Annotated in this window: 12 protein-coding genes; 9 read left to right on the forward strand and 3 right to left on the reverse strand. The window is 29.2% G+C overall.

Annotated features, from left to right (window positions below; genetic code table 11):
* The first annotated feature begins 149 nt into the window (after positions 1 to 149).
* Together ABJG40_RS09130 and ABJG40_RS09135 are read left to right on the forward strand one after the other, a co-directional pair.
* Positions 150 to 548 (forward strand): hypothetical protein, encoded by a 399-nt coding sequence (locus ABJG40_RS09130; protein ID WP_348024283.1) that lies wholly within the window; start codon positions 150 to 152, stop codon positions 546 to 548.
* Between the two features lies 1 nt (position 549).
* The gene (locus tag ABJG40_RS09135) at positions 550 to 1,272 is read left to right on the forward strand and encodes a methyltransferase (RefSeq protein WP_348024284.1); all 723 of its coding nucleotides are present in this window, start codon (positions 550 to 552) and stop codon (positions 1,270 to 1,272) included.
* Between the two features lies 1 nt (position 1,273).
* Here ABJG40_RS09135 and ABJG40_RS09140 read toward each other — a convergent pair whose 3' ends face one another.
* Positions 1,274 to 1,873, reverse strand: coding sequence for an RNA polymerase sigma-70 factor (locus tag ABJG40_RS09140; protein ID WP_348024285.1), 600 nt, complete (start codon positions 1,871 to 1,873; stop codon positions 1,274 to 1,276).
* Positions 1,874 to 1,927: 54 nt separating this feature from the next.
* Between ABJG40_RS09140 and ABJG40_RS09145 the strand changes: the two genes are divergently transcribed.
* The 6 genes from ABJG40_RS09145 to ABJG40_RS09170 all read left to right on the forward strand — a co-directional run bounded on the left by ABJG40_RS09145 (position 1,928) and on the right by ABJG40_RS09170 (position 11,032).
* The gene (locus ABJG40_RS09145; RefSeq protein ID WP_348024286.1) at positions 1,928 to 3,064 is read left to right on the forward strand and encodes a FecR domain-containing protein; all 1,137 of its coding nucleotides are present in this window, start codon (positions 1,928 to 1,930) and stop codon (positions 3,062 to 3,064) included.
* 154 nt (positions 3,065 to 3,218) lie between these two features.
* On the forward strand, positions 3,219 to 6,620 hold the full coding sequence (locus ABJG40_RS09150) for a SusC/RagA family TonB-linked outer membrane protein (RefSeq protein WP_348024287.1): 3,402 nt from the start codon (positions 3,219 to 3,221) through the stop codon (positions 6,618 to 6,620).
* Positions 6,621 to 6,635: 15 nt separating this feature from the next.
* Complete coding sequence (locus ABJG40_RS09155) at positions 6,636 to 8,117, forward strand: RagB/SusD family nutrient uptake outer membrane protein (RefSeq protein WP_348024288.1); 1,482 nt, start codon at positions 6,636 to 6,638, stop codon at positions 8,115 to 8,117.
* A gap of 11 nt (positions 8,118 to 8,128) precedes the next feature.
* On the forward strand, positions 8,129 to 9,178 hold the full coding sequence (locus tag ABJG40_RS09160; RefSeq protein ID WP_348024289.1) for a DUF4465 domain-containing protein: 1,050 nt from the start codon (positions 8,129 to 8,131) through the stop codon (positions 9,176 to 9,178).
* Positions 9,179 to 9,318: 140 nt separating this feature from the next.
* Positions 9,319 to 10,692 (forward strand): TlpA disulfide reductase family protein, encoded by a 1,374-nt coding sequence (locus ABJG40_RS09165; protein WP_348024290.1) that lies wholly within the window; start codon positions 9,319 to 9,321, stop codon positions 10,690 to 10,692.
* A gap of 151 nt (positions 10,693 to 10,843) precedes the next feature.
* Positions 10,844 to 11,032 carry a hypothetical protein gene (locus ABJG40_RS09170; protein ID WP_348024291.1) on the forward strand — a complete coding sequence of 63 codons (189 nt, stop codon included), beginning with the start codon at positions 10,844 to 10,846 and terminating at the stop codon, positions 11,030 to 11,032.
* Positions 11,033 to 12,243: 1,211 nt separating this feature from the next.
* Here the strand turns inward: ABJG40_RS09170 and ABJG40_RS09175 are convergent.
* On the reverse strand, positions 12,244 to 13,770 hold the full coding sequence (locus ABJG40_RS09175; protein WP_348024292.1) for a T9SS type A sorting domain-containing protein: 1,527 nt from the start codon (positions 13,768 to 13,770) through the stop codon (positions 12,244 to 12,246).
* Between the two features lie 649 nt (positions 13,771 to 14,419).
* On the reverse strand, positions 14,420 to 15,001 hold the full coding sequence (locus ABJG40_RS09180; RefSeq protein WP_348024293.1) for an RNA polymerase sigma-70 factor: 582 nt from the start codon (positions 14,999 to 15,001) through the stop codon (positions 14,420 to 14,422).
* Positions 15,002 to 15,117: 116 nt separating this feature from the next.
* On the opposite strand from ABJG40_RS09180, the gene ABJG40_RS09185 reads away from it, so the two are divergent.
* Positions 15,118 to 16,254 carry a FecR family protein gene (locus ABJG40_RS09185; RefSeq protein ID WP_348024294.1) on the forward strand — a complete coding sequence of 379 codons (1,137 nt, stop codon included), beginning with the start codon at positions 15,118 to 15,120 and terminating at the stop codon, positions 16,252 to 16,254.
* Positions 16,255 to 16,277 lie beyond the last annotated feature (23 nt).

The following is a 16,277-nucleotide window of genomic DNA, read 5'->3' on the forward strand; positions in this document are numbered from 1 at the left end:
AGAAAATTTCTATAATTTTATCATCAGAAATCATAAGCAGAATATTTATTAGTAAATTGAAATTCAGTACTTTAATTTACAAAATATTCTGCTTTTTATTGCTTATTTTTTAAATATCTTACGTCGAACTCACGTTAAATACAGAAAATTTGTATCAATTAGACGAAATAAGTGTGTTAACTTGGAGTATAATTATTGCTATTGCTTTATTACAACAAAGTATAGGTTTACTAATTGAATTTGGTTTGTATTTAATAGCAAGTAAAAAAAATCAAAAACCTTTGTCTAACTTTTATTTACTATTTTTTAAACGTTTTAAGTTAGCAAATAAAAATAAAATTACAGATTATGCATCTGGTGTAATTGGTAATTTGTTTTTATCAATAAACATTTTTGTTGGACTCATATTTTTATTGATTTATTTTTTATTATTCGAAAATTTACCAATTAATCATTGGGTTTTATATTTTTTAGTTTTCTTTTTATTAGCAACCTTTGTAAATATTATTTTTAGAATACAAACGGCAAAAAAAGTTATTATTAATTAATATGAGTAAACCATTTCGATTTAAAGAATTTACAATTCATCAAGATAAAACTGCCATGAAAGTTGGTACAGATGGCGTTTTATTAGGTGCTTGGTGTTCTGTTGATAATTACCCTGATACTATTTTAGATATTGGTGCGGGTACAGGAGTAATTTCTTTAATGATAGCACAACGTTCTGATGCAATGACAATTGATGCTGTTGAAGTTGATGAGAGTGCTTATGAACAAACTGTTGCTAATTTTGAAGAATCAGATTGGGGAGATCGTTTGTACTGTTACAATGCAACTTTTCAAGAATTTTCTGATGAAATTACTGAAGAAGAAGAAACCTATGATTTGATTGTTTCTAATCCTCCATTTTATACAGATGAATTTGAAACTGAAGACGAAGCTCGCAACAAGGCACGTTTTACGTCTTCGCTTTCTTTTCAAGAATTAATTATAGGAGTTTCAAAAATTTTATCAGAAAACGGAATCTTCGCTGTTGTAATTCCTTTTAAAGAAGAAACTAATTTTATCGCTTTTGCGAAAGAAACTAATTTGTTTTTAAATAGAGTTTGTAGAGTTAAAGGAAATAAAACATCAGAAATTAAAAGAAGTTTACTACAGTTTTCTTTTGAAGAAAAGGAAATAAAAGAAGAAAATTTAACAATAGAGATTCAACGTCACCTGTATACTAAAGAATATATTAATCTTACAAAAGATTTTTATTTAAAAATGTAGGTTAGCATGTAGAATTCATCTGAGAACTGATACATGCTTTTAAAAATTTGTAACCTCTTGCAATATGTCCTTCTACGGTTTTTATAGAGATGTTTAAATCGTTTGCGATATCTTTATTTTTTAATCTAGATTTTTTCTTTTTTAAAAATATAAGTTTACATCTTTTAGGAAGTAACTGAATGCATTCTTCTAATTTTTTTAATTTTTGTTCTTGATAGTCGTTGTTAGTTTCTACAGCTTTTTTAATTGCTGCATCATAATAGGTCAAGAGAAGTTTGTCAGTTTTTTTCTTTCCTCTATAATGATCCATAATTTTATTATAAACAATTTTATATAGAAAACCATTTATAGAGGTAGTAATAATAATCTTTTTTCTGTTATCCCAAATGTACATAAATGTATCTTGCACAATATCTTGAGCAAGATTTATGTCATCTGTATAATTTAAAGAATAAGTACATAGTTTTTTATAATACAAAGTATATAATTCTTGAAAAAACAACACATTACCTTCTCTAAGTTTTGTTTGGATATTATTTGTATTTTGTTTAAAAATAGTAGTGCAATTAAAGATGAATTGCAATAATAATAAAAAATTCAATTATTATAGAGGGTTTTTTATTGTTATTACTACATACCATTATATAAAATGAATATGAATAGCAAAAACATTGAAGAATTAATAATAAGGTTTGTTGAATGCAAAGCAACTTTAGAAGAGCAAGTTGAGTTAAGGGACCTTTTAAAGATAGAAGAGAATAGAATTTATTTTGAAGAATATGTTGAGCTACACTATCTGTTAAACTCAAAAATTAATTTTAATTACAAAAAGTCTTTAAAGGAGATAACACGCAAAATACAATTAAGCCCTAAAAAAATATATACTCATAATTTATTTAAGTATGCAGCCGCAATTATTATTTTAATAACAGTTGGTTATTTTACTATAAAAACACCTGCTGTTAAAATTGAAGAACCTATAGTTGTAGGTACAGATAAAGCAATTTTAACATTAGAAGACGGAACAACTGTAGCTTTAGAAAAAGGTAAAAATTATAAGAGTAAGATAATAAATTCTAATGGAGAAAAAATTACTTATACATCAGAAACTAATACTTTTAGTAAAGAGGTTGCATACAATTATTTAACAGTTCCTAGAGGAGGTCAGTTTTTTATAGAACTTGAAGATGGTACTAAAGTTTGGTTAAATTCAGAATCAAAGCTAAAATATCCAGTAAATTTTTACGACAATCAAACGCGTAAAGTAGAACTAGTTTATGGTGAAGCTTATTTTGATGTTTCTCCAAGTACAAATCATAAAGGTTCTTCTTTTATAGTAAATACTGAAATGCAAAATGTGACAGTTTTAGGTACTGAGTTTAATATCAAAGCATATAAAGATGAATTAGAAACTCAAACTACCTTAATAGAGGGAAGTATTGTTGTTGCTAATGCGATTAATGGAAGAATTATAAAGCCTGGACAACAATCTAAAATATCTACAACTAATAATAAGTTTGAAGTATCTGAAGTAGATGTAGATGATGTAATTGCATGGAGAGATGGTATGTTTAGTTTTACCAATAAACCATTAGATGAAATTATGGTTGTATTATCTCGTTGGTACAATGTTGATATCACTATTCCGGATGCAGAAATTCAAAAAATAAAATTTAATGGAATGTTAAGTAAGAAAAAATCATTAATAAATGTAATAGAAGAAGTTAAAACAGCAATAGATATAGAATACAGTTTTAACAATAGAAATTTAATAATAAAAAAAAGGAAATAAAAAAAAGGGAATAAAACAACACAACTTCTCACGGCCGGCCAGTTTTATTCCCAGTAAGTAGATTAATTTTTAAATATTAACCAAATTCAAATTTATGAAAAATAACTTTACAAATGTGCTCTTTTTGTTTCGAAAAGGGTTATTAACTGCAATTATGAAAATTTTTATTTTACTTTTTTGTACAACACTCTTTAGTTTTTCACCAAAGAATATTTTCTCGCAAAATTCAAAAATTAAAATTGATTCCGATCAATTAGTTACGGTAGATGAAGTTTTTAAAATTATTAAAAAGCAAACTGATTACACTTTTATTTATAAGTCAGACTTGTTTAAAAATTGCCCAAAAATTTCATTAAAAAAAGGAGTAATAAAATCTGAAAAACTTTTTAGAAAAATACTTTTAAAGGGTGACTTTGTTTTTGAATTATCATCCGACAAAACAATTTCTGTAAAAAAAAGAGTTTCTGAGAATAAAAACTCTAAAACTTTACAGCAGCTTGTTGTGGGGAGGGTTTTAGATGAAACAGGTGAACCTATTCCTGATGTAAGTGTTTCTGTTAAAGGAACAAATCGTGGGACTTTTACGGATTTTGATGGTAATTATAGCCTTAAATTAAGTAAGAAAAATGCCACATTAATTTTTAGCTATCTTGGTTATGTAGAAGAAGAAATAGTAGTTGGAACTAAAAAGGTTGTTAATGTAAAAATGATTCCTAGTCTAGCTGGATTAGATGAAGTTATAGTTATTGGATATGGTACTTCTACTGTGAAAGATGCAACAGGAGTAATTTCTAGAGTAACTGCAAAAGACATTGAAACTGCACCAATGGGGGCAAGCATATCTAGCCTATTAGAAGGTAGAGCGCCAGGGGTAAATGTTCAGATAAATTCAGCATCACCAACTTCACAAGTAAATATAGTTATTAGAGGAGCAGCTTCATTACTTGGAAATAATCAACCTTTATGGGTTATTGATGGAGTGCCACAAGCAGTTGGAATAACTTCAAATGATATTGCTGATACACTTTTTAATTTGAATATAGATGATGTTCAGAGCATTGATATTTTGAAAGATGCATCTGCAACTGCAATTTATGGTTCTAGAGCGGCAGCTGGTGTAGTACTTGTAACTACCAAAAAAGGTAAGCTTAATTCGAAGCCTAGATTTGAAATTTCTTCTCGTGTAGCAGTTAGTAAACTTGACTTTAACGGCTATGAGTTTTTTGAAAGAGATGATTATATTAATTTTACACAGGCAGCTTTAAAGGAAGATGTTTGGTCTGACGGAGGGTTTGGGTCGAGTACTGGAGAATGGTTAGATGAAGAGGCGTTTGAGGCTTTAAATACAAGTGAATGGGATAAATCTGATTTAAAGATGAATCCAGATGCATATTTTGATGGTGATAATAACTGGCTAAAATTATTCTCACAATCTCCTATTAGTGTAGATCATAACTTTTCTGTTCGTGGGGGGTCTGAAAAAAGTACTTATTTTGTGTCTTTTAAATATATAGATCAAATAGGGGTAATTAAAGGAGGAAAAACTGAGAATTATAGCGGTAGATTTAACTTTGATACAAGAATTACAGATAAATTAAAATTTGATTTGAGAGCAAGTGGAGGTACACGAAATGCAGACAATAAGGATGCATTGATTAGTGCTTTTAGAAAGATTCGTCCAGATATCCAGGCTTTTAATGAGGATGGTAGTTTTTACACAGAGGATCAATACACCGAAAACCCTTATACGACTCTTAATAATACTAATAATTCTAAATCATTTACTTTTAATGTAACTGGTTCCTTAGAGTATCAAATAATAGAAGGTCTAAGATTTAAAACTGCTTTTTCAAATACTTATTCAGACTCAGAAACTTTGAGATATTACAGGTTGGGTAGTCTTTATAAAGATGTTGGAGAAAGAAGTTGGTTTAACTCAAAAAGCTCTGCAAATGTTTGGGATAATACCTTATCATACTCAAAGGTTTTTGGTGATAAACATGATGTACAAGCCTTATTAGGTTATAGTGCAGAGACTCGTATAAGACGAAGTTTTTCAATGTTTGCTGAAAATTTTCCAGATGATGATATTCTTAATAATTTTGGATCTGAAGCAGGAATTCCTGAGGTAGATGAAGATAGTACAGAAAGTGGATTAGTGTCACAATTTGCTCGTCTGCAATATAAATATGACGATCGTTATATTCTTTCAGGAACTATTAGAAAAGATGGTTCATCTCGTTTTGGACCAGGAAATCGTTTTGGAATTTTTCCTTCTGGATCAGCAGCTTGGATAATAACAGGTGAAGATTTTATGAAATCTGAAAAGATTAAAAAATATATTTCTTTTTTAAAGGTTAGAGCTTCATATGGTTTAGCAGGTACTCCTGCCAATGGTAATTTTGATTGGCTAACCTTAGTAGATGCTACAACTTATAATGAATCTCCAGCAATCTTACCTGACGGTCTTGGAAATGAAAATTTAAAATGGGAAGAAAGTGTAATGTTCGATTTAGGTCTAGACTTTGGTTTATTAGATGACCGAATATTTGGTTCGATAGGGATGTACGAAAGAGAAAGTAAAGATCTAATATTTCGAGAACGTGTAGCTTATAGTTCTGGTGATTCTCAGGTGCAAGCAAATGTTGCCTCAACATTAAATACAGGTGTTGAATTTAACCTTAACTATGACATTATTCGTAATGAAAATCACAGATTGACCTTTAATTTAAATTGGGCTAAAAATAAAGGAGAAATATTAACTATTAATGGTGTAAACGAAACTATTGGTGTAGCAGCTGGTTCTCAATATCTTGAAAAAGGTGATGTTATTGGAACTTGGGAAGGATTCCAAACAGCGGGACGATTTTATGTAACTGCAGAAGATGCTTATGCAATGACAGGAAATACACTTGATTCAGGACAGCAAACACACTATGGAAGTAGTACTGAAACTGCAGGTGATGTTATATTTATTGATCATTCTGGAGATGGAAAGATTGATGATGATGATATTGTAGATTTAGGAACTTCTACTCCTAAAGGATATGGAGGTTTTGGCTTAACATATACATACAAAGGATTTAAACTTAATTCTGTTTTTTCATATGCTTATGGACACAAAAGATTATGGGATTTACCAAGGCAAGATGTAGATTATGTTGGAAACTACAATCAAAGTAATTTAGTAGCAGGACAAAGTGCTACTCTTTTAAGTCCATATGAGGCAAGCTATCCTAGAATGGGACAATACGGGCTTTCTAATAATTACAAAATTTCCGATTTGTATTTATACAATGCATCATATGTACGTTTAAGTGCATTGAACGTATCTTATAAATTACCTAATGATATATTCAATAATTCAATAGTAAATGGAGTAGATCTTACGTTTCAAGCTACTAACTTATTTACTATTACTAAATATCCAGGATTTAACCCTAGTGGTGGGTTTCAAGGTGATGCAAATACTGTAGTTCTTTCTCAAGGAGGTATTGATTATGGTACTTATCCTTCTGCACAAGTATATAGTCTTGGAATAAAAGTTAAACTTTAATAAAATATGATAATTATGAAAAATAATATATATATACCATTAATTCTGCTAACCTTTTTAATAATTTCTTGTTCTGAAATTGTAGATGTAGAACCAAGTTTTAAATTAAATAGCGAAAACGGAATTACGAATAGTGTAAATGCTAAAGCGGCCGTTAATGGAATCTATAGTACGCTTCAAGGCTCAGAATATGATGGAGGGATGATGGTAGCTATGGCATCCAGATCAGGTTTTGTAGATTGGTCACTTGCTGAGTATGCTATGACATGGTCTCAATCTGGTAGTAATAGTACTCAACAATATAAATGGCAGAAATATTATGAAACAATAAATGCTGCAAATTTTGCGATAAATGGTATTTCGAATCTTAGTGATGCCCAAATAAGTGAAGAAGAAAAAAAAGTTTTACTTGGTGAGTCTAGGTTGTTAAGAGCCTGGGGGCATATCTTTGTTTTACAACAATTTTCACATTGGTGGGCTAGTGATGATAATGATCCGGATGGAGTAATGTACCGTGAGGAAACAGTTACTTTAGAAAACGTTCATCAAGCTAGGCTAAATGTAGGTGAAAGTTATCAGAAAATTTTTGAAGATCTTGATTATGCTATTGCTAATGCTCCAAGTTTTTCAGGAAGTAGATATATGTCTAAAGAATTCGCCAAGGTTTTAAAAGCAAAATTGCTATTGTTTAGAGCTGGTTTTAATACAGAAACTACTGGGCTTGACGAAGCACTTAGTTTGGTAAATGAAGTGTTAAATGCAAGTATACCAGGTTTTTCTATGCAAGGAGATATGGCACAAGTATATGAAGATTCTTGGGATTCTCCAGAAAATTTATTTTCAGGCTATATAGAAGAATCGGGTAGAGATAGGTATACTAGCAGTTGGTACAGGTTTTCTCTTCCATTTTATGATTCAAATAGAGTTGCGCTAACAAATGATCGTGATGCAAAGTTAAAACGTGGGTTCGAATGGTTTTCAACTGATCCTCGTTGGGATGTTGTAACTGGTTATTGTTGGCCTAAGTCTAATAGAGAGGTTTTTACCTTTACTAAAGTTACAAGATTAGGAGATTGGGGAGAAGATACAAATACAACTTCTACACCTCATAAATACAACACATATTTCTTTAGATATCCCGAATTATATATTTTAAAAGCAGAATTATTAGCAAGAACTGGAGCCTCAATAGCTGAAGCAGTTGCGCCTATTAACACGATGAGAGCCGTGAGAACAAACCCAGTAATTCCTAGTTTAAATCCTACAACTAAAGAAGAATTAATGGAAGATATTTTTAAAGAATATTTTTTCGAAACCTTTGTAGAAAATGGAAGTGAATATTTTGCATCAACACGATTTAAAGATTCTTCAGGGGCTCGTTGGATTGAGAATTTAAGAGGAGAAGGGGCGTTAGAAATATTTCGTTTGTGTTACAATATCCCTTCAATTGAAATGGAACTGAATAATTTAATCCACCAAAACGATCAATTAGACTAATAATTTATATTATGATGATAAAAAATATACAAAAACATATAAGAATTTCTGTAGCCATTTTTGGTTTAGTTCTACTTAATTCTTGTAAAGATAGTTTAGAACTTCAAATACCTTATCCAAATGATATTACTTTCAATGAATTAAGTTTGGATAGATTTACTTATCAAATTCCAACGGCTCCGTTTACTGCTGGTGATAATGATTCAGGTATTATTACAGTAAATGTTGTGGGAACAGGTAATAATTTTAGCGGGTTTGCACTATCTAATAAGAATTTTCGTTCATACCCTTGGGATTTAAGTCCAGATTTTGCTCCAATAGGAGGGCTTACTGCTGCCGAAGAACAAGCGTCTATAAATACTACAGCTTTTAGTGTTTATACTACTGAACCAAATAAGACTCAAAATTATTTGGTTGGAAATACTGAAGGAGATAATGCCTTTTTTACTTTATCTTCTCCAAGTACAATAGCGCATGTACTTATTGCAAATACTTCTTATAATTATCTTTTAGCTCAGTATGGGGCTATTTACTCTGATGATTATGATAGTGTAACTGAATCTTATTTAATAGATGGAGGAAAGACATCTAATCCTAATATTGAAAACCCTGATTCAGATTTAGAAGGTAGGTTTAGATTACCAGCACCTGGTGGTTTTGATGCTGTTAGGCTAAATGGTTTTCAAAATTTAGAAAGAGATGCAGCTGGATTAGCAGCATATGATGCTGTTATAAATGCAGGCGGTACTACAGATGAAGCAGAAACAGCTAAGGATAATGCTGAAGATAATGTATATGCAGGTTATGTGAAATTAACCATTGAAGGATTTTTAAATGGGAGTTCTACAGGTACTGTTGATTGGTATTTATGCGTAAATGAAGAGGTAGATATTCTAAACCCAGAACATGATTATATCTTAAACGATTGGCAAAAAGTAGATTTAACTTCTTTAGGAGATGTAGATAAAGTATTGTTTAAAATGTCTTCAGATTATATTCATACAGATGGAAGGATGGTGTATTCACCTATGTTTTGTTTGGATGGTATTCGACTTGAATAAAATTTTATAGCTATTATAAATGAAATAAACAGGGAATTAATTTTCCCTGTTTTAATACCTAGATAGTTCTTTAACTAAGTTTTTTTATAAATTAAAAACTTTTGTAGTTAGCTAACTATTAATTATTTAAAAAAAAAGTCATGTATAAAAACCTATTATTATTATTATTATTATTAGTTTCCTGTAAGTCAGAGACTAATAATTATATTTTGTTTTCTGGAATTATTTCAGATGCAACAAAAAAAGAATTTAGACTTGTTAAAAGAGGTGGCGGCGTAAAGAGAATTAATATTAAACTAGCAGATAATGGTTCTTTTATGTCTGATACCATAATCAGTGGTACAGGACGTTACCTTTTTACCGATGGTAGAAACAGTGCGGAGCTTTATTTTACGAATGGAGGAGAGTATGATTTGACTGCTGTTTCAAAAAAATTTAGAAACACAGCAAAATTAACTGGGACTAACCCTGGTGCTTCCAACTATTTATTATCTAAAACAAGCCATATAATCAGAAAAAGAGGAGATTATGTTGAATTTATTTCATTAAACGAGGCAGATTTTGTTGCTAAACAGAAAATGCTTAATGAAAGTTATGTTAGTTATTTAGACAGTTTTCCGGATGTACCTAAAGAATTTGTCGAAATGGAACTTAAAGAGTTGTATTATTCTAATATTTTAAGTTTAATTCAATATGAGAAAAGACACATAAGATATACTAAACAACCTAATTTTCAAGTTTCAAAGAACTTTCTTAAGCAATTAGAAGGTATAGATTATCTTAATGAAGATGCTTATAAAATTAAGGGGTCTTATGATGATATAGTAGCTGAACACTTTGAAAATAAAGCTAATGAATTATCAAAAAAAGAAAATATTGATAAATACCTAGCAAAACTGAAAGTATTTGGGGCAATCTCTAATGATTATATAAAGAATGATTTATTAGGATCGGTAGTAGAGTATGATATAAACTATACAGACAATATGGAGGTCTATTATAATACCTTTCTCTCTGTTTCTACTTCAACAATAAATAACAAAAAAATCACAAAAAAGTACAAGGCACTAAAGGAAATTTCGAGAGGAGCACCTTCTCCAATTTTTACAGATTATGTGAATCATAAAAGTGGGTCTACTTCTTTAAGTGATTTTAAAGGAAAATATGTATATATAGATGTTTGGGCAACTTGGTGTGCTCCTTGTTTAGCAGAAGTACCTTCTCTTAAAAAAGTTGAAAAAAAATATCATGGTAAAAATATAGAATTTGTAAGTATTTCTATTGATACAGAAAATAAGTTTGATGCTTGGAGAAAGATGGTAACCGATAAAGAGTTGAGTGGTGTTCAATTACTAGCAGATAAGGATTGGAAAAGTGATTTTATTGCGGCTTATGAAATTAATAGTATACCTCGTTTTATTTTAATTGATCCAAAAGGAAACATTGTATCTTCAAATGCTCCTCGACCTTCTAAAAGTGAATTAATAAGTTTATTTGATGATCAAGGTTTATAAATAATTTTTTAAATAGTCTTACAGCCCACTATTATGTTTTTGTTATAGTCTGAATTTTTTGAATTAATTGGATTTTATAAAGGTAAAAGGATGTAAGAAAAAGGGCTATAAATGGATAGCCCTTTTTTAATATAACAAACAATAAAAACAAATGAAAAAAATAATTTTATTACTTGCTTTATCTTTCTATTCTATAGCATACTCACAGATTCACGACCCTGTACAATGGTCTACATCAGTAGAGAAAATTTCAGAAACAGAATATAATTTGATAATGACTTCTTCTATTGAGGAAAACTGGCATTTATACTCTCAAACTGTACCAGAAGGTGGTAGGTAAAGGATCTGAATCCACAAGTTATCTGATATTAAAAAGAGAGAAGCAGTTGCTTTTAAGGAAAGAGCATGGATGCTTATAAAGTAGAAAAGGCAGATTTTAAACGTAATTTTCAAGAGATAAAGCATGGTTTAGCGTTTAAATTAGATACAATTTAATGAGTTTCTGTAGCTTTTAAAGCTTTGGAAAAACGAAATCTTAATTATTACCTAAATGGGTTAGAACGATATTTAGGTGGGTATCATCGCCAATGGGTAAGAAAAAGAAGCTACAGACCTTCTACAGAATTTTTAAGTGAGAGAAGGTTCATACTTAAATAATGAAGTAGACTTTTATTTTTCTGATGCTTACAAGGAAATAATTAATCGATTTTATAATAAAAATAAATGCTCTAAGCAGAGCAGATTTCTTAGAATATGGCCCTAAGCTGTAACAGCATGTGCTACCATTCCAAATCAAGTAATTAGAAATGAGATTATCTTTAAAAAAGCAGAATACGATTTATATCAAACCATTGATTTTGAGGTCTTTTATAGCATTTTTATAAATGTATCTACAAACGAATAAAATAATGCTGTGATTACAAAAAGTTATTCAGGCGCTATATTAACCTTAAATTATCTTTTACTAAACTTTGTACATATATAAATTACAATAGTAAAAGAATGAGGCTGTCTGAAAAGACAGTCTTTTTTTTTGCAAATTTTAGAATTAATGATTCAATTTAAAAATGAGCAACAAAGTAGTTTTAATACCAATACTTAAGATTATTTAAGTTTATTACCATCCAGTTATGATGACTTAGCTTCAAAGAATCATGTAGTTTGTATTTTAAATCAATTTATAAAGTAGAAGCAACTTCAAATTATTACCCAAAGATATTACTCAAGGTTTTGGTTTATAAGTATTAACAAAATCTATATTCCTCTAAAAGTATAAAGACTAATAGAGTATGTAAAAAATAATTAAAAGAATTGTGGTTTTATGCTTAGAGGAATTGATAAAGTAAATGTGGAGATAGAATTAATTGCAATGGCTTTCATAATTAAAAAAAGGATATTTAGTAACATAAATTTTCTTTTTTTTCTTTTTTGAAGCCTAATTATTCTAAAATTCAGTAAAATCAACAATTAATAAAATAATACAAAAAAAGTCGTCTAAAAGTAACTTTTAGACGACTTCTTATAAGTGTGTTCATTTAATTAAACTAATTATTAGTTTTTAACTATAATCTTTTTAGTGATTACGTTAGAACCGTTATCTAATTTTAATAAATATAATCCTGATGCTAAATTATGATTAATTACATTATTTTTAATAGTTCCATTAAGTACTTGTTTACCTAATATAGAGTATATACTATAGTTAATTTCTCCTTCTAAAGTAGATTGAACATTTAATAAATTAGTTGAAGGGTTTGGGTATATTGAAAGTGAATTTTCTAATTCAAAAGTAGTAGTGTTTAATGTTTTTAATTCATTATTTGTATAAGTAAATAATTCTCTTCCAATAAAGTTAACATCTGAAGCATAATTTGCTGAAAAATATAGTTTGTGATTAAGAACAGCAATATCTTCAACATTGTTAATTTCGTTAGCTAAGATTGCTTCTGTAGTATTTCCGTCTGTTCTAAATAATGAGCGTTTTGTACTAATTTTAGATTTACCAGCGTAATATAAGTATCCATCTCCAGGTGCAGCAAAATCAGTAGGATCGTGATTAGCAGACAGTCCACTAGGATTATCTGCAGAGACACCACTAATATTTTTAACAGTATTTGTTGTAGCATCATATAGCCAAAGTTGGTCATTACTTCCATCATCACCTTCAAAAAACAATTTACCTTCCCAAGCGTAAAAGTTTTGAACGCTATATATACTAGCTGCAGTATCTACTATAACTGTACCATCTGTAGTACCATCTGTAACCCATAATTGATTCTTCCCATCCTCAGCGTACATGGTAAAATAAGCAACATCTCCTATTTTTGTCATATCATTTAAATAAGCATTTAAAGCGTCACCTGTTGCATCAGGAGCTGCAAAATCTTTAACGAGTGTGAAGCTCTGATTATTAATGTTATAGCTGTATAGTTGAATACCTACCGAAGAGCCTAGTTGCTGATATTGCATATTTATTAAAATAGAATTACCATCAAGTGAGAGATTAATTGCGCCAACGTTTATTCTACCAATACCGGTATCAGCTATTAGTCCAAAGTTTGTACCATCAAATACTTGAATAGGTGTATTACCATTTTCATCGGTAGTATAAGGTCTTATATATGCTTTATTATTAATTACAGCTGGTTCTGCAAAATTAAAATCATTATTCAAAGATACAGTACCAGCTTCAGTACCATCAGTAGTGTAAATGCTGTAACCATTACTCCCTATTCCATCTTTTGCTTTAAAATATAATGTATTATTTAATTCAAAAAAAAGATTAGGTGTGGAAGATGATGAAGGATTAATGTCTTTTAGCATCATAGTGCCATCTGTTGTTCCGTCAGATACCCATAATTCCTTGTCATTACTACTACCATCATCAGCAGCAAAATAAATTTTGCCATTATATGCATAAGAATACTGAGGTCTAGCGCTGACAGCTCTTGTAGGTGTGCCAACAGAGTCTGTTACAGCAGGAGCAATGTCTTTTAGAAGTGTAATTTCGTGAGAGGTTTCTTGTGAAATTGCTATACCTGAAACGAACAGCATGGCATAAAAGTAAAAATTTTTCATTTTTTATTATTTTTGAATTTATAGTGCTAATACGTTGATTTTTAATTTTACCCTTAGTTAAAGTTTATTTTTTTTTGAAATTCTTTTAAATAAACCCTATGTTTCTTTTAATTTGTTATTAAAATATAATCAAATCCCTTGTTTTGTTTTGTTTTGTGTAATTGTTTGAGGTGGTAAAAGTAAAAAAACTTGTGCTTCTTTAACATGAGTTCGGTCTAAGAAAAGTTTTTTATTAGTAAAATAGAGAAGAAATGGTTGTCTTAAAGTTCTTATTAAAAGTTTTAGAATAAATCCTTTCCTAGGGTTATTGATGTAAGATTATCAAAATACTTTGTCTTTAAGATGATTTTAGTAAAGAATAGAGCATTTAATTACCAAAAACAACAGGATAAATCCAAATATGAAGAAACATTGTGAAAGAAAGTGTAGGTTGTCTGATGTAGAAATAATGTTTGTAAATGTATAAGAGATAATTTTCTAGATTGTGTTTCATGCAATTGTTTAATTACAAAAAACGTGGTTCAACTACTTAGAATATTTATGAAATTGCATTGTCTTTGAAATTGTAAGGAATTTAATTTATAGATTGATTGTGAGGGGGTTAAGTTAAAATTAGGGTTTAAAAAAATGAATTTGGTATTATCTGTTACTATTTATGAACAAATTTATAAATGAAAATTAAAAATAACTCATCATCTCTAAATGCCTCACGTATTTTTTTATAAGCTACATACATATGAGATTCTACAGTTTTTATCGAAATATCTAGTTGCTCAGAAATTTCTTTGTATTTAAGACCTTCAAATTTATTCATATGTAAGATTTCTCTACACTTTTCTGGTAGTCTTTCTATTACATCTTTTAATTTAATAATACGTTTTTCTAGAATTTCAGGGTCTTCTGTAATTCTTTCTGTTAAAGCTTGTTCTTTAAGTTCATTAAAAAAGATATCTTCCCTTTTTTGTTTTCTGTATGTGTCTATATAAGTATTGTGAGTTATTCTGTATAAGTAACTTTTAATAGATTTTTCAGTACTTAATTTTTGTCTTTTGGTCCAAAGTATTATAAAAGTCTGTTGTACGATATCTTCAGCTTCTTGTGTGTCATTTGTATAGCTTGTTGTGTAATCTACAAGTTTTTTGTAATATCGATCAAATAAAAGCTTAAATGATTTTTTATCACTCTTTTTGATGTTTTTAATTAGTATAGAGTCGTTATGAAAAACTTCCAAAATATTTTTTTTTATTTAAAACACAAATATGCCAAAAAAAAAGTAAAATTAGGCTAAGGGTAAAATTAAAAATTAACGTAATAGTAATATAAAATTAAAAAAAAGAGTTAGAAGTCTTGAAAGAAATATATATAAAGTACATAACAAATACAATATCATCAGAAGAGTTAAGTGAACTTAAGGGATTGTTAAAAGAAAAAGAAAATCAACAAATATTTAAAGAGTATATAAAAGATTATTATGATGTTAATTCATTGTTAAATAGATCAGATGTTGACGCAGCTTATGAAAAGTTATGGGGTGTAATAGGGAAACAGGAGAAGCCAAAACGACGTATTTTGCCAATTGGGTTTAAATATGTAGCAGCAGCGGCTGTAGTTGTTTTTATGTTTTCATTATCATATTATTTTGTGCAAAATCAAAAACCAACAGAAGTTTTAAACACTTTTATAAAAACTGTAAATCCAGGTGAAGATAAAGCAATTTTAACTTTTGATGATGGTTCTAGTGTTTCTTTAGAAAAAGGGAAAAATTATAGTACAGGAACGATCACTAGTAATGGAGAGCAAATTGTATATAATAAAAAAGATAATAATCGTATCGCATATAATTATCTTACAGTACCAAGAGGGGGTAAGTTTGAAATAACCTTGGCAGATGGAACTAAAGTATGGTTAAACTCAGAGTCAAAATTAAAATATCCTGTAGCCTTTAAAAAAGGATTGGCTCGTCAAGTAGAACTTGTGTATGGAGAAGCTTATTTTGATGTTTCTCCAAGTAAAAACCATAATGGGGCAAAATTTAAAGTTGTTTCTAGTCTACAAGAAGTAGAAGTGTTAGGTACTGAATTTAATATAAAAGCTTACAAAGATGATGCTAGTGTTTATACTACTTTGGTTGAAGGTAAAGTGGCTATAAATAATGAAACATTTATAGAGGTGCTAAAAGTAAATGAACAATCTATTATAAATGATGCAAAAGGAGATATAAAGATTAAAAACGTTAATGTTTATAATGAAACAGCTTGGTTAAAAGGAATTTTTTCTTTTAAAAATAAGCCTCTAAAGGAAATTATGAAAGCTTTATCTAGATGGTATGATGTAGATATAGTTATAGAGAATAAAAAACTTGAAGACATAAGATTTAATGGTGTTTTAAGTAAGAACATGAACTTAGAAGAAATTCTAGAGCCTATTAAAAGAAATATTGACCTAAATTATAAGGTATATGATGAAAAAATAGTTCTAGAATAAAATAAAAAGGGACGAAGTTTATA

This window comes from Polaribacter sp. (assembly GCF_039939415.1).
GTDB lineage: Bacteria > Bacteroidota > Bacteroidia > Flavobacteriales > Flavobacteriaceae > Polaribacter.